Origin of the sequence: Streptomyces sp. NPDC088147, assembly GCF_044741565.1 — a bacterium.
Taxonomy (GTDB): domain Bacteria; phylum Actinomycetota; class Actinomycetes; order Streptomycetales; family Streptomycetaceae; genus Streptomyces.
Genome location: NZ_JBIUSY010000011.1, coordinates 33,122 through 57,990, shown reverse-complemented (window position 1 = coordinate 57,990; position 24,869 = coordinate 33,122). Strand labels below are relative to the sequence as shown.

Genomic DNA, 24,869 nt, shown 5'->3' with positions numbered 1-24,869 from the left:
TTCCGTCAGAGTGGGTCCATGACCAATGTGACTTCTGCGAAGAGTGTCCGCCGCCCGCACCACTGGCGGCGGGATCTCGTCGAACTGGCCGCCCTGTTCACCGCCGTGGCCGTCGCCGACGCCCTGGCGAACATGATCGCTCATGGACCCGACGGCACGTTCCTGCTGGTCGCCTCCGCCGTGGCGCTGATCGCCACGGCCATGTTCCACACATGGTGGGCACGAAGGCACGGTCATGCCCCTCCGCCGTCCGACGGCCCGGCCGCCGCCGCCCCCGCGCCCGCTTCGGCTTCGGCTTCGGCTTCGGCTTCGGACGCACGGGAGGGTGCGGCCCCGGCCGGACCTGTGGAGACGACGCTCTGGCGCATGCGGACCACCGTGCGGGACGAGCCGGGAAGCCTCGCCGCGCTGTGCACGGCGTTCGCCGCGCACCATGTCGACATCCTCACCCTCCAGACGCATCCGCTGGCCGACGGCACCGTGGACGAGTTCCTGCTGCGCGCCCCGTCCGCGCTCCGGGCGAAGGACCTCACCCGCGAGATCTCGGCCGCGGGCGGCAGCAGTACATGGATCGAGCGCGCCGACGCGCACGATCTGGTGGACACCCCGACCCGGGTGCTCGGCCTCGCCACCCGTACGGCCCTGGACGCCGCCGAGCTGCCGCTCTCACTGCGCCAGTTGCTCGGCCGCTGCACGATCCGCTCGCGTCCGGCCGGATCCCTCGCCGACCGCCCGGCCGGTGAGGGCGCGCCCGTCGAAGGGGTGCTGGACGGGACGGAGATGCGGCTGAACGACCCGCACGGCGGCAGCATCATCGTCGAGCGTCCCTATCTGCCCTTCACCCCGACCGAGTTCGCGCGGGCCCGCGCGCTGGTCGAGCTGGACGCCCGGCTCGGCCCGCGTATCCCCCGCGGCCAGGATGTGCTCCTGCTGCCCGAGGGCGAGGAGATCACCGTCCGCCGCGCCGACCGCGGCGATCTCGACGCCGCGCTCGCCATGCACGCCCGCTGCTCCGAACGGACCCTGGGCCTGCGCTACCACGGGCCGGTCGGTGACGCCGACCGCTATCTGAACCATCTGCTCAGCCCGCGTTTCGGACGTACGCTCGCGGTCGAGACGGAATCCGGCAGGCTCGTCGCCCTCGGCCATCTGCTCTGGGACGGCGACGAGACCGAGGTGGCGCTGATCGTGGAGGACGCCTGGCAGCGGCGCGGTATCGGTGCCGAACTGCTGGGCAGGCTCGTGGCGCTCGCCGTCGAGGCCCGCTGCGCCAGCGTGTACGCCGTCACGCAGGCGTCCAACACGGGCATGGTCGCGACCATGCGGGATCTCGGTCTGCCGCTGGACTATCAGATCGACGAAGGAACGCTGGTCATCACGGCCCGGCTGGAGCCGACGGCCGCGCGGGTGCTGCCTCCGTACGGCGACCCCGAGATGTTCGACCACGAGCAGGCCGATCGCTGAACGGACCGATCGCCGACCGATCGCTGAATGGGGGCCGGGGCTTCGGCTACATCGTGATCCGGCCAAAATCGGCCGTGCCGCGAGTGCCGTGCTTCCCCGCACGGCCCGAAGTCGCCCACGCCGAGGCCCGGTTGATCCGCCGCCCGAGGACGGCGGTCCCCCGGCGGCGCCGTCATCGGCCAATCCGGCCGGTCCGCCGCAATCAAACATGTGACGCGGGGTGCCCTCTCGGAGAAGATGTCCGGATGTCAGACACATCCGGCAGCGCGCTGCCCCGCCAGGTCGCCGACGCCTACGTCGACGCACTCATCGAACTCGATCCGATCACCGGAACCTATCTGGGCGTCGCGGAGAGCTCCCGTCGCCTGCCCGACTTCTCCCCGGCCGGACAGCAGGCTGTCGCCGATCTCGGCCGGGCGACGCTCGCCCGGCTCGATGTGGCCGAAACCCTGCCGGGCGCGGACAGCGATGCCGAGCGGCGCTGCGCCCGGCTGCTGCGTGAGCGTCTGACGGCCGAACTCGCCGTTCACGACGCCGAGGAGGGGCTGCGGCAGGTCAGCAATATCCACTCGCCCGTGCACCATCTCCGCGACGCGTTCCCGCTGACCCCGGCCGAGACGGACGAGGACTGGTCGGCGATCGCCGAGCGGCTGCGGGCCGTGCCCACCGCGCTGGCCGGGTACCGCGAGTCGCTCACCCTGGGCCTGGAGCGCAAGCTGCTGGGCGGTCCCCGGCCCACCGCGACCTTCATCGGCCAGCTGACGGAGTGGGTGGGCGAGGAGCGCGGCTGGTTCGAGGACTTCGTCTCCGCCGGGCCCGAGGTCCTCCGTACGGAGCTGGACGCCGCCGCCCGCTCCGCGACCGCCGCCCTCGCGGAGCTGCGGGACTGGATGCGCGACGTGTACGCACCCGCCGTCGAGGGCGCCCCGGACACCGTGGGCCGTGAGCGGTACGCCCGCTGGTCGCGGTACTTCAACGGCACCGATCTGGATCTGGACGAGGCGTACGCGTACGGCTGGTCCGAGTACCACCGGCTGCGCGCCGAGATGACGACCGAGGCCGCGAAGATCCTGCCGGGCGCGACCCCCTGGGAGGCGCTGGCCCATCTCGACGAGCACGGGCAGCACATCGAGGGCGTCGACGAGGTCAGGGTCTGGCTCCAGAAGCTGATGGACGAGGCGATCGACGCACTCGACGGCACGCACTTCGAACTCGCCGAGCGGGTACGGCGCGTGGAGTCCCGGATCGCCCCGCCGGGCGGCGCGGCGGCCCCGTACTACACCGGTCCCTCCGAGGACTTCTCACGGCCGGGCCGCACCTGGCTGCCGACGATGGGCGAGACCCGCTTCCCCGTGTACGACCTGGTCTCCACGTGGTACCACGAGGGTGTTCCCGGACACCATCTGCAGATCGCGCAGTGGACTCATGTCGCCGATCAGCTCTCCCGCTACCAGGCCTCGGTCGGTCAGGTCAGCGCCAACGCGGAGGGCTGGGCGCTCTACGCGGAGCGGCTCATGGACGAGCTGGGCTTCCTGCCGGACGCGGAGCGCAGGCTCGGTTACCTGGACGCGCAGATGATGCGCGCCTGCCGGGTGATCGTGGACATCGGCATGCATCTGGAGCTGGAGATCCCGGCGGACTCGCCGTTCCACCCGGGTGAGCGCTGGACGCCCGAGCTGGCGCAGGAGTTCTTCGGGAACCACAGCGGCCGTCCCGCGGACTTCGTGGAGAGCGAGCTGATCCGCTATATGTCGATGCCTGCGCAGGCGATCGGCTACAAGCTGGGCGAGCGCGCCTGGCTGCTCGGCCGGGAGAACGCCCGCAGGGCGCACGGCGACGCGTTCGACGCGAAGGCGTGGCATATGGCGGCGCTGTCGCAGGGCTCGCTGGGTCTCGACGATCTGGTGGACGAGCTGTCGAAGCTCTGACCCCGCCCCGGTACGTACGACGCGCCACGTACGGCGTGGTGCGTATACGGCGGTACGTACGCGGCGGCCCCTCTCCGTACAAGGTGCGTACGGAGAGGGGCCGGGCGCGTCCCACAGGTATGAGCCCGGCCGGCCGGCCCGTCGGCTCCGGTCAGCGGCGCAAGCCGCCCTCGGAGTCGATGACCTGACCGGTGATCCACTCGGCCTCGTCGGTGGCGAGCCAGGCGATCAGCCGGGCCGGGTCGTCGGGCATTCCCCAGCGGCCACCCGGGAACATCGCCGCGATCTCCTCGTACGCCGCCCCCGTCAGGTAACCCGTGTCGACGGGGCCGGGGTTGACGGTGTTGACCGTCACCGCCAGCTCCGCGAGCGTGGTGGCCAGCGACCGGGTCGCGGAGGCGAGGGCTCCCTTCGCCAGACCGTAGGCGATCTCCCCCGGCATCCCGCCCGCGATGTCCTGGCCCGACGTCATCATCATGACCCGGCCGCCGGGCGCACGGGCCGGAAGCGTCGCGCGCAGCCGGGCGTAGGCCTGGATGAGCAGGATCACCGACCGCGTGTCGATCGCCCAGTGGGCGTCGAGCATCGCCGCGTCGATGGTGTCGAGCGGGCCGTCGTCACCGCTGAGTGCGTGGTTGGCGACGAGGATGTCGAGCCGCCCGCCGAGCGCTTCGGCGGCGGTGGCGATCAGCGCGGCGGGCGCCTCGGCCCCGGACAGATCGGCGGGGCCGTGTACCACCCGCGCCGCCGGATCCGCGCGCGCCTCCCGTACGGCGGCGGCGACACCTTCCGGTCCGTCCGGGTCGGAGCCCCAGGGCTGTGCGGCGTCGTGCGGCACATGGTGATGGAGGTACACGCTCGCGCCGTACGCGACGAGGCGCCGGGCGACCGCGTATCCGATACCGCCGCGCCGGCTGGCACCGGTGACCAGCGCGGTACGGCCGCGCAGCGGCAGCGGGTCACGGCGGAGTGCTTCGGGGGCGGGGGGCTCAAGTTCGGGCATGGGCAACGATTTTGGGGTGCGGGCCGGTTGTTGTGCATCCGGTTTTCTTCTCAGGTCTTCTACTCGGGTCTTCTTCTCGGGTCTTCTTCTCGGGTCTTCTTCTCAGGAGGATCTCTCCGTTTCTCAGGGGGATCTCTCCGTCGCCTGCCGGACCGCCGAGCCGTTGCGGTCCTTGACGATCTCCAGCTGGGTGGGGATGCGACGGCGCAGATCGGCGACGTGGCTGACGATGCCGACGCTGCGGTCGCGCTCCCTGAGCGAGTCGAGAACGTCCAGGACCTCGTCCAGTGTCTGGTCGTCCAGACTGCCGAAGCCCTCGTCGATGAAGAGGGTGTCCAGCCGTACGCCGCCGGCCTCGTCGGTGACGACGTCCGCGAGACCGAGCGCGAGCGCGAGGGACGCGAAGAAGGTTTCGCCGCCGGAGAGCGTCGAGGTGTCGCGGGCGCTGCCGGTCCAGGCGTCGATGACCTGGAGCCCGAGCCCGGAGCGCCGCTGGCCGCCCGTTCTGGCGTCGGAGTGGACCAGGGCGTAGCGGCCGGAGGACATGCGCTGGAGCCGTACGGTGGCCGCCGCCGCGACCTGTTCGAGGCGGGCGGCCAGGACATAGGACTCCAGGCGCATCCTGCGTTCGTTGTCGGTGGAGGTGCCCGCGGTGAGACCGGCGAGGCGGGCCACCCTGTCGTACTCGTCGCGCACCGGGCCGAGTGCGCGTACCTCGGCCTCGGCCAGCCGGGAGAGTCTGCCCAGCTCGGCGCGGCGGCCTCCGGCGGTGGCCGCGGCGGACGACGCGTCGCGCAGGGCGCGTTCCGCGGTGTCGTGGGCCGCCTCGGCGGCCTCGGTCCTGGCGGGCGGATGATCCGCGGCGGCCCGGGTCTCCGGTTCGGCGAGCCGGTCGGCGACCGCGGCGGCCTCGGCCCGCCAGTCGTCCAGCCGGTGCTGGAGCTGCCGCCGGTCGGTGTCGGTGAGCAGGGCGTCCGCCGCGGCCTCCGGGGTGTCGAACCCGGCCCGGAAGGCGGCTCCCGCGAGCCGGCCGTCGGCCTCCTTGAGCCGGAGCGCGGTGGTTTCGACGGCGCGTACCGCCTCGGCCGCCCCGGCCAGATGGCCGGCCCGGTCCGCCAGCCGCGCGGCGCGCTCGGCGACGCTGTCCGCGTCTCCCCGGGCGCGGCTCAGCTCGGACCGCAGCGCGCTCTGTTCGCTTTCGAGGGCGTCCCGTCGCGACGTACGGGCGGCGACGCGGCGTTCGGCTTCGCGCTGCGCGGTGAGCCTGCCCTCGTACTCACGCTCGGCGCGGCCCAGGGCCTCGCGGGCCGCGTGCGTACCGGCGGCGACGCGGCGGGCCTCGGTGTGTTCCCGTTCCAGCCGTTCGGTGAGCGCGGCGAGTTCGGCCACACTCGACTCGCCGGCCGCCGCGCGGGCCGCCGCGTGTCGCTCCCGTACCGCCGTGTGCTCGCGTTCGGCGAGTCCGCGGGTCTCGTCGGCGCGCCGGTACGCCGCCAGCGCGGCGTCCTCCGCCGCGGCGTCGACCTGACCGTCGGCGGCCCGTGCGGGGCCGGGGTGGGCGGCGGAGCCGCAGACCGCGCAGGGTTCGCCGTCGACGAGCCGGGCGGCCAGCTCGGCCGCCATGCCGGCCAGTCGTCGTCCGCGCAGGTCGAGCCAGTGCTCGTGGGCCGTATTGGCCTGTTCTCGGGCCGAGTTGAGCCGTTGCCCGGCCTCGGAGGCCGCCGCGTCGAGGGTGTCACGCCGCCGGGCCGCGTCCAGCCGGTCGCGTGCGGGGTCGAGTTGTCCGGCGAGCTGTTCGGCGCGGGTCGCCGCCTCCTGTGCGGCCTCGATACGGTCCTGGAGGGCGCCGCGTCGGGACTCCCACCCGGCGAGCCAGTCGGCCGCTTCCTGGAGGACCTCGTCGTCGGCCCGCGCCTGCCGCTCCAGATCGGCGCGCTCGGCCGTGATCGCGGCGTCGCGGTGTTCGGCGCGCCGGGCGGCGTCGAGCGCGCCCAGTTCCTGCCGCAGATTCCCTTCCAGCGTGGCGAGTTGTTCCGCTCCGGCGTCCATGAGGCCGGCGGGCAGCAGCGTGCGTGTACGCGCGTGCTCGGCGGTGGCGGAGCGGTGTTCCTGTTCGGCGTCGGCGCGCAGCGAGAGCGCCGGGGCGACCAACTCCGCCTTGTGGGAACGCTCCAGCCGGGCCCGCGCCCGCTCGTGCTCGGCGCGCTGCTCCTCCAGTGCCTCGGCGCGGCGCCGTGTCTCCGCGAACCTGCCTTGCAGAGTGGCCAGTTCACGCGCGGCGTCCAGCGCGCGCCGGGCCGCGGCGGCGCGGCTCTCGGCGGCGGACAGAGCGGATTCGATGATGTCGGACCACTCGTGGGCGCCGGTGCGCACGACCGCCGACCACTCCAGAACGGCAGGGGCGAACCCGGCGTCGCCCGGCCGCAGTTCGGGCAGGGGCGGGGCCGTAGGGTCGGCCGGGGGCTGCGTACGTGTGCCTGAGGGTGACGCCGACCGGTCACCTGGAGGCTGCGCCGTACGGTTGTCCGTGGAGTGCGCCGTACGGTCGCCCGCGCCCGCTTCCTGGGCGAGGCGCTGCGCGACGGCGAGAAGCCGGTCGTCACCCGCGCGTACCCGGTGCTCGGCGGCGCGCCGCAGTTCGGCGAGGCGCTCCTCGACCGCGGCGAACCTGCGGGTGTCGAAGAGCTTGCCGAGGAGTCTGCCGCGCGCCTCCGCGTCAGCGCGCAGAAACCGGGCGAAGTCGCCCTGCGGCAACAGCACCACCTGGCAGAACTGCTCCCTGCTCATCCCGAGCAGCTGGCCGATCTCCTCGCCGATCTCCTGGTGGGAGCGGCTCAGCGCCCGCCAGGTGCCGCTCTCCGCGTCGTACTCACGCAGCCAGCTCTGCGCCTTCTCGGTCGTGAATCCCTTGGTCCGCTTCTTGGGCCGGAGCTGCGCGGGCCGTCGGACGATCTCCAGCCGCCGCCCGCCCACGGTCAGATCGAGGCCGATCTCGGTCGGGGTTCCTGCGGGCGCGTGATCGCTGCGGAGAGCGGCCCCGGGGCTCTGGCGGGCGCCCGGCACGGCGCCGTACAGCGCGTAGCAGACCGCGTCGAGTACGGAGGTCTTCCCCGCACCGGTCGGGCCGTGCAGCAGAAAGAGTCCGGCGGCGCTGAGCGCGTCGAAGTCCACTTCCTCGGTGGTGGCGAAGGGCCCGAAGGCCGTGATGGTCAGCCGGTGCAGCCTCACGGGGTCACCTCGCGCGCCGTCGCGTCGACCCGTACGTCCTCGAAGGCGGCCCGCAGCACGCCGCGTTCGGGCTCGTCGGGCCCCGATCCACCCCGTACGTGCGCCACGAAGTCCTCCGCGATCTGCTGGTCGGTACGGCCGGCGAGACGCTGCGCGTAGGAGGATCGCGGGTCGTCGTCCTCCCGCTCCGGGTCGAAGACAAGGCTGAGTGTGTACGGGAAACGCTCGGCGAGCCGGGCCATGGGCTCGGCGGGTCGTGCGGGATCGGTCAGGGTCGCCTCGACCCATGACTCCTCATGGCGGGCGAGTCCCGGATCGTCGAGCAGTTCGTCGAGCGTGCCCCGGATCCTGGCCAGCGCGCGCGGCACCGGGCAGTCGATCCGCTCGGCTTCGATCCCGCCCTCCGGGCCCAGCTCCACCAGCCACATCGTCTTGCGGTGTGTGGTCTCCGAGAAGGAGTACGCGAGCGGCGAGCCCGCGTAACGGACACGTTCGGTGAGGGTCTGGGCGCCGTGCAGATGCCCCAGGGCGACATAGTCGACGCCGTCGAAGACTCCGGAGGGCACGGCCGCCACACCGCCCACGGTGATGTCGCGCTCGCTGTCGCTGGGCGTGCCGCCCGTGACGAACGCGTGCGCGAGAACGACGGAGCGGGTGCCCGCATCGCGTCCCGCGAGGTCGGCCCGTACCCGCTCCATCGCGGCACCGAGCACCGTCTCGTGGCCGGCCTTGGACACCTTGAACTCGTCCCGTACCAGGGCCGGTTCGAGATACGGCAGCCCGTAGAAGGCCACCTCGCCGTGCGCGTCCTTGAGCAGGACGGGCGTGGCGCAGCCGGCCGGGTCGGTCCGCAGATGGATCCCCGCGCGCTCGACCAGGCCGGAGAGCACGCCGAGTCTGCGGGCCGAGTCATGGTTCCCGGAGATCATCACGGTCGGGACGCCGGCATCGGCGAGACGGTGCAGGGCCCCGTCGAACAGCTCCACCGCGCCGAGCGGAGGCACGGCCCGGTCGTAGACGTCGCCCGCGACGACGACGGCGTCGACCTCGCGGTCCTGGGCCGTGGCCACGAGGTGGTCGAGGAACGCGGCCTGGGCGTCGAGCATGCTCACGCGGTGGAACGACCGCCCGAGATGCCAGTCCGACGTGTGCAGAATTTTCAAGACCGGCCCTCCAGCGGGCGAGAGACGCGGGACATACCTGACACCGCGCGGGCGCCGCGCTCGTCGTGCTCGTCGTATGCGTGGTGCGCGTGACGTGCGTGGTGTGCGTGGTACTCGTCGCGGGCGCCGCGCTCGTCGTACGCGCTGTCCTTGCCGGACGCACTGCTCCGGTCGTACGCGCTGCTCGGGTCGTATGCACTGCTCGGGTCGTACGTGCTGGTCCGGTCGTACGCGTCAGGCAAAGGCTTCTCCGCCCAGTTCCAGCTCGGCGGTACCCGCCGTCGTATCGGCCAGCCACGCCCGGAACGCGGGCACCTCGGAGTCCGGCAGTCCGATCTCGATCGTCACCGCCTCGGCGTACCGCACGCCCCGCACCACCCGCCCGGTCGCCCGCAGATCGTTCTCCAGCCGGCCCGCGCGCTGATGGTCGACGGTGACCGTCGCCAGCCGGAAACGCTGCCGGGTCAGGGTGCCGACGGCGTCCAGGGCCTCGCCGACGACTCCGCCGTACGCCCGGATCAGACCGCCCGCACCGAGTTTGACCCCGCCGTAGTAGCGGGTCACGACCGCGGCGGTGTAGCGCACCTCGCGTCGCATCAGCATCTGGAGCATCGGCGCCCCCGCCGTACCGCCGGGCTCGCCGTCGTCACTGGCCCTCTGCACGGAGGCGTCGGCGCCGATCACATACGCGAAGCAGTTGTGCGTGGCCGTCGGGTGCTCCTTGCGGACGCGGGCGATGAACTCCTGCGCCTCCTCCTCCGTCGCCACGGGCGCCAGCGCGCAGATGAAACGCGACCGGTTGATCTCGGTCTCGTGCACGCCCGCGCGGGCGACGGTTCGGTACTGCTCCTGCATCCCCCCACCCTATGCGGGGCCCGATCCGCGCTTCGACCGGCATGCGGCCTGCGTGCGCTCGGCGTGCGACCGGCGCGCGCTCAGGCGGCGGGGCAGAGAGAAAGGCGCGGTCGCGCGGCCGTCGCGCGTTTCGGGCAGTGCGGAAACTCCTTGTCCGGCTTCGCGCGGTTCCGGGAGGGTGGGCGAGCGGCGCGGTCCCGCGTCCGCGTCCGTGGTGTCTCCCCCGCTTCCGGGTCGGCAGGACACAGGGCAACCGGACCACCGGACCAGAAGGCAGGATCGTATGACGGCGACGACCACCGAAGCCGGCAAGGCCCCGACGGGCCATCCACAGCGCTGGCTCATTCTCGGCGTCATCTGTCTCGCCCAGCTCACCGTGCTGCTCGACAACACCGTGCTGAATGTCGCGATCCCCTCCCTCACCAGGGAACTGGACGCGTCCACCACCGACGTGCAGTGGATGATCAACGCGTACTCGCTGGTCCAGTCGGGCCTGCTGCTCACCGCGGGGAGCGCCGCGGACCGCTACGGCCGCAAGAAGATGCTGATCGCCGGTCTCGCGCTGTTCGGTATCGGCTCGCTGGTCGCCGGACTCGCCGACTCCACCGCGCAGTTGATCGCGGCGCGCGCGGGGATGGGGGTCGGTGGCGCGCTGCTGATCACCACGACGCTCGCCGTCGTCGTGCAGATCTTCGACGAGACGGAGCGGGTCAGGGCCATCGCCCTCTGGGCGACCGTCAACTCGCTCGGATTCGCCGTGGGCCCGCTGGTCGGCGGCGTCATGCTGGACCACTTCTGGTGGGGCGCGATCTTCCTGATCAATATCCCGGTCGCGGTGATGGGCCTGGCCGCGGTGATCGCCCTCGTACCGGAATCGAAGACCAAGGAGGGCGACCGGCCCGATCTGCTCGGGGCGCTGCTCTCCACCATCGGGATGACGGGCGTCGTGTACGCGATCATCTCCGGTCCCGAGCACGGCTGGGCCTCCGGGCATGTGATCACCTCCGCCAGCATCGGCCTGGCCGTCCTGGCCGGGTTCGTGGCGTGGGAGCTGCGGATCCCGTACCCCATGCTGGATATGCGTTTCTTCCGCGACCAGCGCTTCGTCGGGGCGGTCGCGGGCGCGGTGCTGATCGCCTTCGGCATGGGCGGCTCGCTGTTCCTGCTCACCCAGCATCTGCAATTCGTGCTGGGATACGGGCCGTTGGAGGCGGGTCTGCGTACGGCGCCCCTGGCACTGACGGTGGTGGCCCTCAATGTCGTGGGTGTGGGTGCCCGGGTGCTGCCCAAGCTCGGCACTCCGGTCACCATCGCCGTCGGGATGACCCTGCTCGCCGCCGGTCTCGCCGCGATCGCGCTGCTCGGCGGACACGCGTACTCCGGGATGCTGCTCGGTCTGGTCGTCATGGGGGCGGGCATCGCGCTCGCCTCGCCGGCGATGGCCAACGCGATCATGAGCGCGATCCCTCCGGAGAAGGCGGGCGTGGGCGCGGGCGTCAACGGCACGCTCGGCGAATTCGGCAACGGTCTCGGCGTCGCCACCCTGGGCGCGGTGCTGAACTCCCGCTTCGCGGCTCTCGTTCCGGGAGCGGTGGGCGCGGCGTCGCTGCCGACGGCACTCGCCGCCGCGCACGACGCGGAGGAGAAGCGGCGTGTCGCCGAGGGCTTCGCGTCGGGCCTGGAGACCAGTCAGCTGGTGGGTGCGGTCGCGGTACTGGCGGGCGGACTGCTCGCCGCGCTGCTGCTGCGACGCGCGGAACGGTCGGACACGGCGGGGGCCTGAAACTCCGCTGCGGGTGCCCGCGGCTCTGCCGCGGGTGGCCGTGGCTCCGCTGCGGGTGGCCGTGGAGCCCGTTGAGGCTCCCGCGTTGGTTGACGCGGGAGCCTCAACGGGCTTCGTGGGTATCTCAACCTGCTGCCGCGGGCGCCTGAAACGCCGCCGCCGTACGCCTCAACGACACCTGCGGCGGGCAATGTCGCCGCCCGCCGCGGGTAACTGAACCGCCGCCGTGAACGCCTGTGCCGGCGTTCCCGTGCGTCAGCCCTCTTCGGTCCGCTCCACGCTCCGCGCGATCTCCCCGAGCGCCCGCGCGTAGGCGGTCGCCAGCCCGTCCATGGTCTCGCGCGCGTACATCGCCGACGAGTACGACCAGGTGACCGTGAGCCGTCCGTCCTGCACCACCGCGCCCACGTCGATCAGGTGCGGGCGCTCCTCCTCCAGGCTGAAGTCCCTCCCGGACACGTCCAGTTCGGAACGGATCAGCCCGTCGGCGACGCCCCCGCGTCCGCTCGCGACATCGAACCGGCCGAGGTAGTTGAAGCTGATCAGCGGCTCCCGCGCGGGTTCGGCGGCGAGCGTACGGCCCGGGGTGCCGGGGGCGCTGAACGCGCGCAGCGCGCCGTAGCCGACCCCGTGGTCCGGGACCGCCCGCAGCTGCCGCTTGACCGACCTGATCGTCCGGTCCCAGTCGGCGTCCACGGCCGCCTCCAGCGCCACGGGATGGATCGCGGTGAACCAGCCGACGGTGCCGGAGAGATCGATGTCGTCGAACAGATCCTCGCGCCCGTGGCTCTCCAGGTTGACGACGGTACGGTCCCGGCCGGTCCAGGAGGCGAGTACGCGCGCGAGCGCAGCGAGGAGCACGTCGTTGATCTGCGTGCGGTAGCGGCCGGGGGCGAGGTTGAGCAGGGCGTGTGTCTGCCCGGCGCTCAGCGTCGCCGCGACGGCGTCCAGTTCCGCGCCGGTGTTGGCCGCCCCGGGCCGGTCCACGGGGAGGGGCACGGCGGCGGGGTCGGTGACCGCTCGCCAGTGGTCGAGCTGCGCGTCGAATCCGCCGTCGGCGACCCGGCGGGCGAGGCGTTCCGCCCACTGCCGTACGGACGAGGTCCTCGGCCGCGGTACCACGGGTTCCCCGGCCAGGGCCTGCGCGTAGGCCGCTTCCAGGTCGTCGAGCAGGATGCGCCAGGAGACGCCGTCGACCACGAGGTGGTGTGCGACGACCGTGAGCCAGGGCGGCCGGCCGGGACCGCGCGTCCCGAACAGCACACGGAAGAGTGGCCCGGTCTCCAGCCGGAACCCCGCCTGTACGTCCCGGACCAGCGTGTCCCACCGGGCCTCGGGGTCGGCCGCGCCGGCCAGCTCGTGGACGGTGAACACCGTTTCCTCGCCGACGAGTTCCGGTTCCAGGATACGTCCCGACCAGCCACCCGCACCGGTCGGCTCGAAGACCGCGCGCAGCATGCCGTGCCGGGTGAGCAGCGCCGCCACCGCACCGCGCAGGGCCGATTCCTGTGCGTCAGGGGCCAGTTCGAACGACATCGTCATGTCGAAGTGCGCCGGGGCGGTGGTGTGTGTCGCGAAGAACCACTCCGCGACGGGCGTGGGCGGCAACGGCCCCGCCTCGGATTCCTCGCCTGCCGGGCCGGGGGTGGCGGAGCCGCGGGCGGCGTCCATCTCCGCCGCCAGGCCGGCGACCGTCTGTCCCACGAACACATCCCGGGAGTACAGCTCAAGGCCGGCACGGCGGGCCCTGGAGACCACCTGGATGCTGAGGATCGAGTCGCCGCCCAGCTCGAAGAAGCTGTCGTGGACGCCGACGTGGTCGATTCCGAGGACGTCCGCCCAGATCCGGCACAAGGCGCGCTCGGTCTCCGTACGGGGCGGGGTGTGCGCGGCGCGGTCCGCGGCGGGGTCGGGTGCCGGCAGCGCGGCACGGTCGATCTTGCCGCTGGCGTTGACCGGCAGCTCGGGGAGGGTGACGAAAGCGGTGGGCAGCATGTACTCGGGCAGGGAGGCACCCGCGAAGGCGCGCAGCGCCTCGGCCGACAGAGCGTTCGGCGAGGTCTCGGGCGCGGCCGTCGGCAAGGACGCGGACGCGGCTGTAGAACGGGGCTCAGGCGCGGCCGTCGGCGGAGGCTCCGGGGCGGCTGTCGGCAGGGGCTCCGGCGTGGCTGTCGGCAAGGACTCCCGCAACTCCCGCAACTCCCGCACCACTGTCGGCTGAGGCTCCGGGGCGGCTTCCGTTCGCTGATCGGGGACCCCGTACGCGCTTCCCGGCTCGGGCACCACGTACGCGACGATGCGTTTGACGCCCGGCCTGTCCTCGCGCACCGTCACCGCCACCCGCGCGACCGCCTCGTGCCGGGCGAGCACCGCTTCGATCTCTCCCAGCTCGATCCGCAGTCCGCGCACCTTCACCTGGTCGTCCGCGCGTCCCACGTACTCCAGCTGGCCATCGGGCCGCCAGCGTGCCAGGTCGCCCGTACGGTACAGCCGGCCGCCGCCGGAGGGATCGGCCACGAAGCGGGACGCCGTCAGTCCGGGCCGCCCCAGGTATCCCCGGGCCACCACGGCGCCCGCCACATACATCTCTCCGGGCACGCCCACCGGCACCGGCCGCAGCCGCCCGTCGAGTACGGACACCGCGGCGCCCGACACCGGCCCGCCGATCGGCGGCGTACCGCCAGGCGCGAGCGCGGCGCTCATCGTCGCGACGACCGTAGTCTCCGTAGGGCCGTAGGCGTTCACCATCGTCCTGCCGCCGTCGGCCCAGCGCTCCACCAGGTCGGGGCCGCACGCCTCGCCGCCCGCGAGCAGCGTCCGCAGCTCGGGGGCGCGCCCCCGCGGGATGCTGCCGAGGACGGTCGGCGGCACCAGGGCATGGGTCACCCGGCCCTCCTCCAGCACACCGGCCAGCTCCTCCCCGGCGAGCGGCCCGTCGACCGACGGCAGTACGAGCGTGCCCCCGCCGCCGAAGGCCAGCAGCAGTTCCAGTACGGAGGCGTCGAACCCCGGCGACGCGAGCTGGAGGACCCGGGTGGATCCATCGGCCGCGCAGCCGTCGGCCAGCGAAGCGGCCAGTGAGGTGAGTCCGGTGTGCGGCACGACGACGCCCTTCGGCCGCCCTGTCGAACCCGAGGTGTAGATCACGTACGCCGCGGCGGTCACCGGCACCGCGACCCGAGGAGGCAGGACGGAGTGGCGGGCCAGTTCCCCGGCCACCGTCGGATCGTCCACGGCCACGAGCACCGCCGCGCCGACACCCGCCGGCAGCCGACGAGCGTACTGACGATCCGTCAGAAGTATTCCGGCGCCGCAGTCTTCGAGCACGTACCGCAGCCGGTCCGTCGGCCACGCCGGGTCCACCGGTACGTAGACGCCACCGGCACGTACCACCGCGAGCACCGCGACGACCCACTCCGCCGACTTCGGCAGGAGTACCGCGACCGGCGCCTCGCCGCGCAGGCCGCGAGCGCGCAGCAGCCGTGCCAGCCGGTTCGCCCGCCGGTCCAGTTCCCGGTACGACAGCTCCTCACCGCCGCAGGCCACGGCGGGGGCGTCGGGGTGCTCCGTCGCGCGCCGGGCGAACCACTCCCCCAGCGGCTCGGGCCGCGCCGCCGCCGTGCCCGTGCCCCAGCGGGCCGCGCGTCGCGACTCATACGCCGACAGTGGCGCTATGTCGCTCAGCACACGGACCGTGGCCGGGTGCGCGTCGGCGGCCGGGCCCGTGCTCAGTTCCGCGTCCGCCGCCTCCGCGTCCGCCTCCGTCCCGAGGGACAACTCCTCGACCATCCGGGCGAGATGGGTGGCCAGCCGGTCGGCGGTGGGGGCGTCGAACAGCCCCGGGTCGTACGCCAGCGTCATGCTCAGCCCGTCGTTCCCGCCCCCGTCCGCGCCCGCCGAACCCGAACCGGAACTCGAACCCGAACCTGAACCTGAACCCGAGCCTGAACCCGCTCCCGCGATCAGGGTGAGGGGGTAGTTCGTGGCCTCGATGGCGTCCACGTCGCGCAGTGCGATGCCGTGTCTGGCCGCCGCCTCGCCGTCCACCGGATAGTTCTCGAACACCACCAGGCTCTCGAAAAGGCTGGCGCCCGGGGGGAGTTCGGTCTCGACATCGCGCAGCGCCACGTACTCGTGCTGTCTGGCCTCGGAGGCCCGTTCCTGGATGTCGCGCAGCCACGGGACGAGCGGACGGTCCGGGTCGACGTCGACACGTACCGGCAAGGTATTGATGAACAGCCCGAGGATCTCCTCCGCGCCCGGCAGCTCGGCCGGACGCCCGGAGACCGTGGCCCCGAACACCACGTCCCGCGTACCGCCGTGGTGCGCGAGAAGCAGCGACCAGGCGCCCTGCACCAGGGCGTTGAGGGTGATCCGATGACGTCGGGCGAACCCGGCGGCACGGCTCGCGGACGCCGGGGAGAGAGGCACCTCGACCCGCGCGGTGGACCGGCCGCGGTGCGCCCACGCGGCGGGGCGGTCGTACGGGAGCGCCACCGGCTCGGTGAAACCGGTCAGCCGTCCGCGCCAGTACGCGCGTCCCTCGGCGTGGTCGCGGTCGGCCAGCCACGCCAGATAGTCGCGGAACGGACCGCGCGGCGTCGCCGCGAGGGGCGAGTCCGGCGTGTGGGTGAGTGACGCGTACTCGGCGATCACGTCGGAGAGCAGCGCGGCGCTGCTCCACCCGTCGAGCAGCAGATGGTGGAACGTCCAGACCACCTGCGTTCTGCCGCCGGGAAGACGGGCCAGCAGGACCCTCGTCAGCGGGGCCGTGCCCAGGTCGAGACCGTGCTCCCGCTCCTCCGCGAGTACGCCGGCCACCCTGGCCGCGCGCTCCGCCTCCGGGCAGCCGGTCCAGTCCACCACCCGTACGGGCAGCCGGACATGGCGGCGCACCACCTGTACGGGACGCTCCACCTCCTGCCAGGCCACGGAGATCCGCAGCGCGTCCGACCGGTCCACGACCCGCTGCCAGGCGCGGGCCAGCACGTCCGGGTCCGTCACACCGTCGAGCACGCAGGCGAACTGTTCCAGGTACGCGGCTTCGTCCGGTTCGGCGAGGGTGTGGAACAGCATCCCGGCCTGAAGCGGTGTCAGCGGGTAGACATCCTCCACGTCACGGCCGTCCCCGGCGAGCCGGTCCACCTCGTCCTGGGTGAGGGCGACCAGCGGGAAGTCGGCAGGGGTGCATCCGCCGGCGCCGGGCTCCGCGCAGTGCGCGACGAACCCGGCCAGTTCGGCGGCGAAGGCGTCGGCGAGACGCCGTACCGTCTCCTCGCGGTGCAGCCCCGGCGAGTACGTCCAGGCGAAGGTCAGACGTCCGTCCTGGATTCCGCCGACGACGTCCAGGAGGTGGCTGCGGCGCTCGCGACCGCTGCGGTCGCCGCCCGCGTCGGGGAGTTCGGCGCGGTACAGGCCGTTGTCGCCGTCCCGGCCGCCGTCCTCGTCCCGTCCCACCACATCGAACTGGCCGTGGTAGTTGAAGGAGATCCGTGGGGCGGGCAGTGCGCGCAGCGCGTCCACGGACGTCGCGCCGGTGCCGGCCCCGGTTCCGGTCCCAGTACCGGTACGGGTGTTGGTGCCGGTGCTGATGCTGGTGTTGGCGTTGGTGCCGGGGGCAGTGGGTGTGCCGCCGAGAGTGCGCAGCGCCCCGTAGCCGATTCCGCGGTCGGGTACGGCGCGGAGCTGCTCCTTGACGGCGGTGATGCTCTCCCTCCAGTCCTCTCCGGACGGCAGGGCGAGAGCCACCGGATAGAGAGAGGTGAACCACCCGACGGTACGGGTCAGATCGATGTCGTGGAAGAGTTCCTCGCGGCCGTGGCCCTCCAGATCGATGGCGACGCGATCGTGCCCTGTCCAGCCGCGCAGTGTGCGTGCGAGGGCGGCGAGCAGCACCTCGTCCGTACGGGTGCGGTACGCGGCGGGCACGCGGTGGAGCAGTGCGTCGGTCTGCTCGGTGCTCAGCGCGCACATGGTCACGGCCTCGTCGGCGACCGTGCCCGCGCCCCCTGGGGTGTCCACCGGCAGCTCGGTCACGGCGCCGTCCAGCGCCGATTCCCAGTAGCCGGCCTGCGTGTCGAAGCCACCGGACGCGACATGCGCGGCGAGCCGGTCCGCCCACTGCCGTACGGAGGTGGTTTTCCGGCCGAGATCGATCCGCCGGCCGGCGAGCGCCTGCCGGTACGCCGTCTCGATGTCGGCCAGCAGGACGCGCCAGGAGACGCCGTCCACCACCAGATGGTGCGCGGTGAACTGCACGCGCGGGTGACGCCCGTCGCCCAGCCGTGCGAGGGCCACGCGCAGCAGCGGGCCGTCGTCGAGCCGGATCCGGGCCGCGATGCCTGCCGCCAGCTCCTGCCACGCGATGTCCGGATCGGGCGCGCCGGACAGGTCGTGCTCCGCGAACACCTCGTCGAGGTCGATGCCGCTGACGGGGAGAATACGGCCGCTGACGACTCCTGGATCGAGTGCGCCGGCTGTACGTGTGAAGGTGGTGCGCAGCGCGTCGTGCTGGGCGAGGACCGCGCGTACGGCGGAGCGCAGGGCCGCCGTATCGGTCCCCGCCGTCAGCTCGAAGGCCATCGACATGGCGAAGTGCCCCGGGTCCACGGGATGGCTGTCGAAGAACCATTCGCGGATCGGAGTGGTTCCCACGGTGCCCTGCGACTCGCCCTGCTCCGCGAGCACTTCGGGGCCCGCGGGGCGGCCCGCCGAGGCCACGGCGGCGAGAGCGGCGACGGTCTGTCTGGCGAACACATCGCGTGAGGAGATCTCCACTCCCGCGCGCCGTGCCTTGGCGACGAGCTGGATGCTCAGGATCGAATCGCCGCCCAGGTCGAAGAAGTTGTCGTACGCGCCGACGCGTTCGGCACCCAGCACCTCGGCCCAGATTCCGGCGAGCACCTCCTCCACGCCCGCGCGGGGCGCCACATACCCGGCGCTCCCATCGGCGGCCGGGTCCGGCGCCGGCAGCGCGGCGCGGTCGACCTTCCCGTTGGCGTTGAGGGGAATACGGTCGAGAGTGACGAAGGCCGAAGGCACCATGTAGTCGGGCAGCACGGCGGCGGTGTGTTCCCGGAGCACTGCCGGGTCCACCACTCCACGGGAGACCGCGGACCCCGCCCCGGGCGCGGTCCCATACCCGGGCGCGGTCCCTTCCCCGGACTCGGACCCCGCTCCGGACTCGGAGCCTGCCCCGGACTCGGACCCCGCCCCGGGCGCGGGCACCACGTAGGCGACGAGTCGTGAACCGCCGGACGGGACGTCGACCGTCACCTGCCCGACCGACTCGTGCAGGGTCAACACGCTCTCGATCTCGCGGGGTTCGACCCGGAAGCCCCGCACCTTCAGCTGGTCGTCGCGACGCCCGACGTACTCCAGTGCGCCGTCCGCACGACGGCGCACCACGTCCCCGGTGCGGTAGAGGCGCTCGCCGGAGCCGAACGGGTCGGCGACGAAGCTCCCCGCTGTCAGCCCGGGACGGTGGAGATAGCCCCGGGCGAGGGCGTGCCCGGCGACGTACAGCTCACCGGCCACCCCGGCGGGGACCGGGCGCAGCCAGGCGTCCAGCACGTAGGACCTGGTGTTGGCGATGGGGGCGCCGATGGGCGGCGTCCCGGCGGCGCCCGCGCGCAGTTCGGTGCTCATCGTGGCGCAGACGGTGGTCTCGGTCGGCCCGTACGCGTTGATCATCGTCCGGCCCGGGGCGCAGCGGTCGACCGTCTCCGGGGGGCATGCCTCTCCCGCCACCACCAGCACGGGCGGCAGATCGGCCGTGTCCAGCGCGGCGACGAGGGCGGGCGGCAGCGTGGCGTGGGTGACGCCTGCCGTGGCGACGAGGGGCCCGATCCTGACGCCCCAGTCGGCGGCCTGCCCGTCGGGTCCTGCGTCCGGCTCGTCCACGACGAGAGTCGCGCCGGTGAGCAGCGCCATGGACAGTTCCCACCAGGAGGCGTCGAATCCGGGCGAGGCGAACTGGAGGACCCGGGCTCCGGGCCCGGCGCCCAGCTTCTCCGCCTGGGTCGCGGCCAGGCTCGCCAGCCCGGAATGCGTCACCAACACGCCCTTCGGGCGCCCGGTGGAACCGGAGGTATAGATCACGTACGCCCCGGCGGAGAGCGGCACCTCGACGACTCCCACCTCAGCGGCGGACGCGGAGGTCGCGCGCGTACCCCAGCCGTCGCGCGTACCCGAGCCGTGGGGCGCGGCAGGGACGGACAGGGCGCGGACGGTCTCCGGCGCGTCGACGGCGGTCTCCGGCACGTCGACGGCGAGGACCGGAAGCCCTGCCGGGAGAGGCAGTTGGGCGGCCCGTGACTGGCGGGTGATCAGGAGTTCGGCGCCGCAGTCCGCGAGGATGTACGCGATCCTGTCCGCCGGATACGACGGGTCCACCGGGACGAACACCGCTCCCGCCCTGAGCACTCCCAGCACGGCGACCACCTGGTCGACGGAGCGGGGCAGCACGAGAGCGACGCGGGACTCCGGACCGATCCCGGCATCGCGCAAGTGACCGGCCAACCGGGCTGCCCGCGCGTCCAGTTCGCGGTAGGAGAGCGCGGAGCCGTCCGCGCGCAGTATGGCGGGGGCGTCGGGTGTCGTGGCCACCCACGTGCCGAACAGAGCGGGGGCGGAGAGCGCCGGCACATCGACCGCCGTGTGGTTGTGCCCGTGCGTCAGGGCTTCGCGCTCCGTGGTGGGGAGTGTGTCGATGCCGTGCAGCGGTGCGGCCGGAGCCGCGAGTACGGCCTCCGCCAGGTTCAGCCAGTGCCGGGCGAGCCGCTCGATGGACGCGGCGTCGAACAGGTCGGTGCTGTACTCGATGCCCGCCGCCATGCTCCCGCCGTGGTCCTGGAACCCGAAGGTGATGTCGAACTGCGCCGTCTCGCGGGGCACCTGCACCGAAGCCACGTGGAGTCCGAGCAGGTCCAACGGCTCGTCGGGCGTGTTCTGGAGGCTGACCATCGCCTGGACGAGAGGAGTGCGACTGGTATCGCGGTCGGGAGCGAGATCGTCCACCAGGACGCTGAACGGTACGTCCTGATGCGTAAAGGCCTGGAGGACCGTCTCGCGCGCCTCGGCGAGCAGATCGGTGAAGGAACGCGACTCGTCGACGCGCGTGCGCAGCACGAGGGTGTTGACGAAGAAGCCGACCAGATTCTCCAGTTCGGCCCGTTCCCGTCCGCTGACCGCCGTACCCAGCGCGATGTCCCGCTGTCCGGTCCACCGTGACAGGAGAAGCTGGGTGATGGCCGTCAGCGTCATGAACAGACTCGTCCCCCGCGCCTGACCGTGCCTCTGGCCGTGTCCCTGGCCGTGCCCGTGCCCGCGCCCCGGTCCCTCGCCCGCCTCCCTCAGGCGGCGGGCCAGCGCGTCGGGGACATCGAAGGAATGCAGCGCGCCGACCGTGGTACGGACAGCCGGGCGCGGCCGGTCGGTCGGCAGGTCGAGCGTTTCGAGTCCGGCCAGCTGCTCACGCCAGTAAGGGAGTTGGCCGGACAGCGGGACAGCACGCTGCCAGGCGGCGAAGTCGGGGTACTGCACGGGAAGTGCGGGAAGAGCAGGGTGCTCCCCACCTCGTGTCGCGGCGGCGTAGAGGGCGCTCAGCTCGCGCGTGATGACGCCCATCGACCAGCCGTCGGTGACGATGTGATGCATCGACAGTACGAGGACGTGCGTGGTTGGCTCGCTCAGGTCGGCCGGGGCCTTCGACCGGGACGGGGAATCGGGTCTGCGCATCCGAAGCAGCAGAACCCGTATCAGGGGTCCGGTGCGCAGATCGAAGGGTCTCGCGGCCTCCGCACGCAGTACGTCGTTCAGCTCGGCCGAGTCATCGCTCACCTCCGTGGTACGGATGGGGAGGTCGGCCATCACGTCCACCGCATCACGCACGCGCTGCACACCGCGTCCCTCGACGGAGTCGAAGGTGGTACGCAGCGCTTCGTGCCGTGCCACCAGCGCCGACACCGCCGAGCGCAGCGCGTCGATGTCGAGGGTGCCGGTGAGCCGGAGGGCGTCCACGACGTTGTACTCGACGCTGCCACCGGCGAACTCGTCGAGGAACCACAGCCGTTCCTGTGCGTAGGAGAGCGGCAGCTCACCGTCCCGGGGAACGGGGACGACCGTACCGGGGACGACCGTACCGGGAACCATCGTGCCTCCGGGAGCGGTCTCGGATGAAGAGCGCTCGTCGTCGACGACAGACGCCAGGCCGGCCGCAGTGGGGCGGTCGAACAGGGCACGCGGCGACAGTGCGACCCCGCAGGTGTCCCGTATACGGGAGACCACCTGGAGGCTGGAGATGGAGTCCCCGCCGAGGGAGAAGAAGTTGTCGTGGACGCCGATCCGCTCGATGCCGAGGACATCGGCCCACACGGCGGCGACAGCGCGCTCGCTCTCAGTACGCGGGGCCACGTACTCCTCAGCGGTGTCCAGGTCGGGAGCGGGCAGGGCCCGGCGGTCGACCTTTCCGTTCGTGGTCAGGGGCAACGCGTCCAGGACGACGAAAGCCGACGGCACCATGTACTCCGGCAGAAGCCCGGCAGCGTGCTCACGTACGAGCGAAACATCCAGGTCCCCGGACGGTACGAGGTAGGCGACCAGGCGCTTCGCCCCCGGCCGGTCCTCCCGCACGACCACCGAGACCCGCCCCACCGACGCATGACGCGACAACACGGACTCGATCTCACCGAGCTCGATACGGAACCCACGGATCTTGACCTGACCATCACTCCGGCCCAGGAACTCCAGCCGCCCATCCGACCCCCACCGCACCACATCACCCGTCCGGTACAACCGCTCACCGGAACCGAACGGATCCGCCACAAACCGCTCAGCCGTCAACCCCGCACGACCGTCATACCCACGCGCCAGACCCCCACCACCCAGATACAACTCCCCCGGCACACCCACACCCACCGGCCGCAACGCACCATCGAGAACGTATGCGGAGGTGTTGTCCATCGGCCCGCCGAGGGGCACCGCCGCACCTTCGGTATCGGAACCAGTGACCGGCCCGCATACCGCGAAGGTCGTCGACTCCGTCGGACCATACACATGCACCAGCTCGGTACCCGGGCAGGCTTCCAGCACCCGCCCCATCGCGACGCCCGACGCCGCCTCACCCCCCGTCCACACCTCACCCAGACCCGCGAAACACCCCGCATCCTCCTCCGCCAGCACATCAAACAACGCCTTCGTCAAGAAGAGCCCCGACACCCCACGCGCCACCGCATCCCGCACCACCGACACACTCAACCCAGCCCCCGCCACATCCACCGTCCCACCGTTCAACAACGGCACCCACACCTCATACGTCGCCGCATCAAACGAATGCGGCGAATGGAACAACACCCGCCCATGCGCACCCGACGACCACCGGGAATCAGCAGCCAACGCCACCACATCCCCATGCGTCACCGCCACACCCTTCGGCACACCCGACGACCCCGACGTAAACATCACATACGCCAACGCACCAGAAGGAACCACAACCGGAAGCCGCACATCCCCCACCGGCTCCGCATCCACCCGCACAACCGGCACCCCACCGACCTCATCCACCGCACGGTCCGTCACCACCACCACCGCACCACTACGCCCCAGCACCTCCCGCACCCGCCCACCCGGATACGACCCATGCAACGGCACATACGCACCACCCGCCCTCACCACCGCAACCATCGCCACCACCACATCCACCGACCGCTCCAACAACAACCCCACCCGCGACTCCACACCCACACCACACCCCACCAACACCCGAGCCAGCCGACCAGCCCGAACATCCAACTCCCCATACGTCAACGACACACCACCACACACCACAGCCACCGACCCCGGCGACTCCGCCACCCGAACCGCGAACCCCTCCACCACCGAACCACCCGACACCACACCCACCACACCACGCCCCGCACCCACCACCCACTCCCGCTCAGCCACCCCCACCATCGACACCTCACCCAACACCCCACCCGACCCCGCAACCACCAACCCACCCGCCAAACCCAGCCAATGCCCCACCATCCGCCCAACCGTCCCCGCATCGAACAGATCCGTGCTGTACTCGATCGCCCCCGTCAACTTCCCGTCGCGCTCGTCGAATTCGAGCATGAAGTCGAACGGAAGCGCGTCCCGGGACACACTCATCGGCTCGGTACGGAGTCCGGCGAACTCCGGCGCCCCGTCGGTGGAGTTCTGGAGTACCACCATGGCCTGGACCAGCGGCATACGGCTGGGATCGCGCTCCGGCGCGAGAGCCTCCACCACGCGGTCGAACGGGATTTCCTGGTGGTCGAATGCCTCCAGTACGGTCCCCTTCACCGAGGTCAGGAAGTCACCGACCGTGGCCGCCGGATCCACCCGCGTGCGCAGGACCAGCGTGTTGACGAAGAAGCCGACCAGATTCTCCAGCTCCGCACGGTCGCGACCGGACGTCGCTGTGCCAAGCGCGATGTCGTCCTGGCCGCTGTAGCGCGAGAGCAGCAGCTGAGTGACCGCCGTGAGCGTCACGAACAGGCTCGCGCCACGGTCCCGGCCGAGTGCGGCCAGCCCTTCCGCCAGCTCCGGCGGGATGTCGAACGCGTGCACCGCGCCCGCCGCACTCCGTGCCGTCGGCCTGGGGTGGTCCGTCGGCAGTTCCAACGGCTGGAGGCCGTCGAGCCGCCGCCTCCAGTACTCCAGTCCGTCCCGGAGCTCCGTCTCGGTCAGCCGCTCGTGCTGCCAGGCCGCGAAATCGGCGTACTGCACTCGCAGCGCGGGCAGTTCGTCGGCGTCCCGCCCCCGGAGCGCGGCGTCGTAGCACGCGGTCAGCTCGCCGGTGAGAATGTCGAGTGAGCGGCCGTCGCTGATGATGTGATGCATCGACAGCAACAGGGCGTGATCGTCGTGGCCGAGCCGCACCAGCAAGACCCGGAAGAGCGGTCCGACTCGCAGGTCGAACGGCGTGAGCAGCCGCTCCCGCAGGATCCTGTCCGCCTCTCCGTCCCGTGCCGCCGGGTCGTCGTGCGCGGACAGGTCGACGTGTTCGACCGGCACGGTCATGGAGGGGTGTACGACCTGGATCGCGCGGCCGTCCACCGCGTCGAAGGTCGTACGGAGGGCCTCATGACGCGCCACGATCTGCTTGACGGCCCGCTCCAGGGCCTGTTGGTCCAGCGCCCCCGTCATCCGCAGGGCGAGTCCCGAGTTGTACTCCACCCCACCCGGCCGGAACTCCTCCAGAAACCACAGCCGCCGTTGCGCGAACGACGCCGGCAGCTCGGTCGCGCGGTCCACGGGCGCGATGGCGTCGGTGACCACGGTGTGGCCCGCCATACGCTCGCGAAGGAGCGCCCGCATGTGCTCCGGCAGCGCGCTGATCCGGCTTTCACGGGACGGTGGCGTGCTCATCTCGGCATCTCCTTGTGAAACAACGATCGGCGTTCAGCGAGGAAGTGGGAAGG

9 protein-coding genes are annotated in these 24,869 nt (G+C 72.1%); 3 read left to right on the top strand and 6 right to left on the bottom strand.

What is annotated here, in order from left to right:
* Positions 1 to 18: 18 nt before the first annotated feature.
* Together ACIOGX_RS33160 and ACIOGX_RS33155 are read left to right on the top strand one after the other, a co-directional pair.
* Positions 19 to 1,464: a GNAT family N-acetyltransferase gene (locus ACIOGX_RS33160; RefSeq protein WP_401918350.1), complete on the top strand. Its 1,446-nt coding sequence runs from the start codon at positions 19 to 21 to the stop codon at positions 1,462 to 1,464.
* 245 nt (positions 1,465 to 1,709) lie between these two features.
* The gene (locus tag ACIOGX_RS33155) at positions 1,710 to 3,392 is read left to right on the top strand and encodes a DUF885 domain-containing protein (RefSeq protein ID WP_401918348.1); all 1,683 of its coding nucleotides are present in this window, start codon (positions 1,710 to 1,712) and stop codon (positions 3,390 to 3,392) included.
* 151 nt (positions 3,393 to 3,543) lie between these two features.
* Here ACIOGX_RS33155 and ACIOGX_RS33150 read toward each other — a convergent pair whose 3' ends face one another.
* The 5 genes from ACIOGX_RS33150 to ACIOGX_RS33130 form a co-directional block, all read right to left on the bottom strand.
* Positions 3,544 to 4,395, bottom strand: coding sequence for an SDR family oxidoreductase (locus ACIOGX_RS33150; RefSeq protein WP_401918346.1), 852 nt, complete (start codon positions 4,393 to 4,395; stop codon positions 3,544 to 3,546).
* 123 nt (positions 4,396 to 4,518) lie between these two features.
* Positions 4,519 to 7,623, bottom strand: coding sequence for an AAA family ATPase (locus ACIOGX_RS33145; protein ID WP_401918345.1), 3,105 nt, complete (start codon positions 7,621 to 7,623; stop codon positions 4,519 to 4,521).
* The gene (locus ACIOGX_RS33140) at positions 7,620 to 8,786 is read right to left on the bottom strand and encodes an exonuclease SbcCD subunit D (RefSeq protein ID WP_401918344.1); all 1,167 of its coding nucleotides are present in this window, start codon (positions 8,784 to 8,786) and stop codon (positions 7,620 to 7,622) included. The genes ACIOGX_RS33145 and ACIOGX_RS33140 overlap by 4 nt, the downstream gene beginning before the upstream one ends.
* The gene (locus tag ACIOGX_RS33135; RefSeq protein WP_401918342.1) at positions 8,783 to 9,028 is read right to left on the bottom strand and encodes a hypothetical protein; all 246 of its coding nucleotides are present in this window, start codon (positions 9,026 to 9,028) and stop codon (positions 8,783 to 8,785) included. The genes ACIOGX_RS33140 and ACIOGX_RS33135 overlap by 4 nt, the downstream gene beginning before the upstream one ends.
* Positions 9,021 to 9,641 (bottom strand): YigZ family protein, encoded by a 621-nt coding sequence (locus ACIOGX_RS33130; protein ID WP_401918340.1) that lies wholly within the window; start codon positions 9,639 to 9,641, stop codon positions 9,021 to 9,023. Before ACIOGX_RS33130 ends, ACIOGX_RS33135 begins: the two co-directional genes overlap by 8 nt.
* 283 nt (positions 9,642 to 9,924) lie before the next feature.
* On the opposite strand from ACIOGX_RS33130, the gene ACIOGX_RS33125 reads away from it, so the two are divergent.
* A complete protein-coding gene (locus ACIOGX_RS33125; protein ID WP_401918338.1) occupies positions 9,925 to 11,424 on the top strand; it encodes an MFS transporter in 1,500 nt (499 codons plus the stop codon).
* Positions 11,425 to 11,679: 255 nt separating this feature from the next.
* Here ACIOGX_RS33125 and ACIOGX_RS33120 read toward each other — a convergent pair whose 3' ends face one another.
* Positions 11,680 to 24,816, bottom strand: coding sequence for an amino acid adenylation domain-containing protein (locus ACIOGX_RS33120; RefSeq protein WP_401918336.1), 13,137 nt, complete (start codon positions 24,814 to 24,816; stop codon positions 11,680 to 11,682).
* Positions 24,817 to 24,869 lie beyond the last annotated feature (53 nt).

Excerpts from the sequence above, each read along its gene's own strand:
- ACIOGX_RS33160 (WP_401918350.1), top strand. The coding sequence starts at position 19 with ATGACCAATGTGACTTCTGCGAAGAGTGTCCGCCGCCCGCACCACTGG.
- ACIOGX_RS33155 (WP_401918348.1), top strand. The coding sequence starts at position 1,710 with ATGTCAGACACATCCGGCAGCGCGCTGCCCCGCCAGGTCGCCGACGCC.
- ACIOGX_RS33150 (WP_401918346.1), bottom strand. The coding sequence starts at position 4,395 with ATGCCCGAACTTGAGCCCCCCGCCCCCGAAGCACTCCGCCGTGACCCG.
- ACIOGX_RS33130 (WP_401918340.1), bottom strand. The coding sequence starts at position 9,641 with ATGCAGGAGCAGTACCGAACCGTCGCCCGCGCGGGCGTGCACGAGACC.
- ACIOGX_RS33125 (WP_401918338.1), top strand. The coding sequence starts at position 9,925 with ATGACGGCGACGACCACCGAAGCCGGCAAGGCCCCGACGGGCCATCCA.
- ACIOGX_RS33120 (WP_401918336.1), bottom strand. The coding sequence starts at position 24,816 with ATGAGCACGCCACCGTCCCGTGAAAGCCGGATCAGCGCGCTGCCGGAG.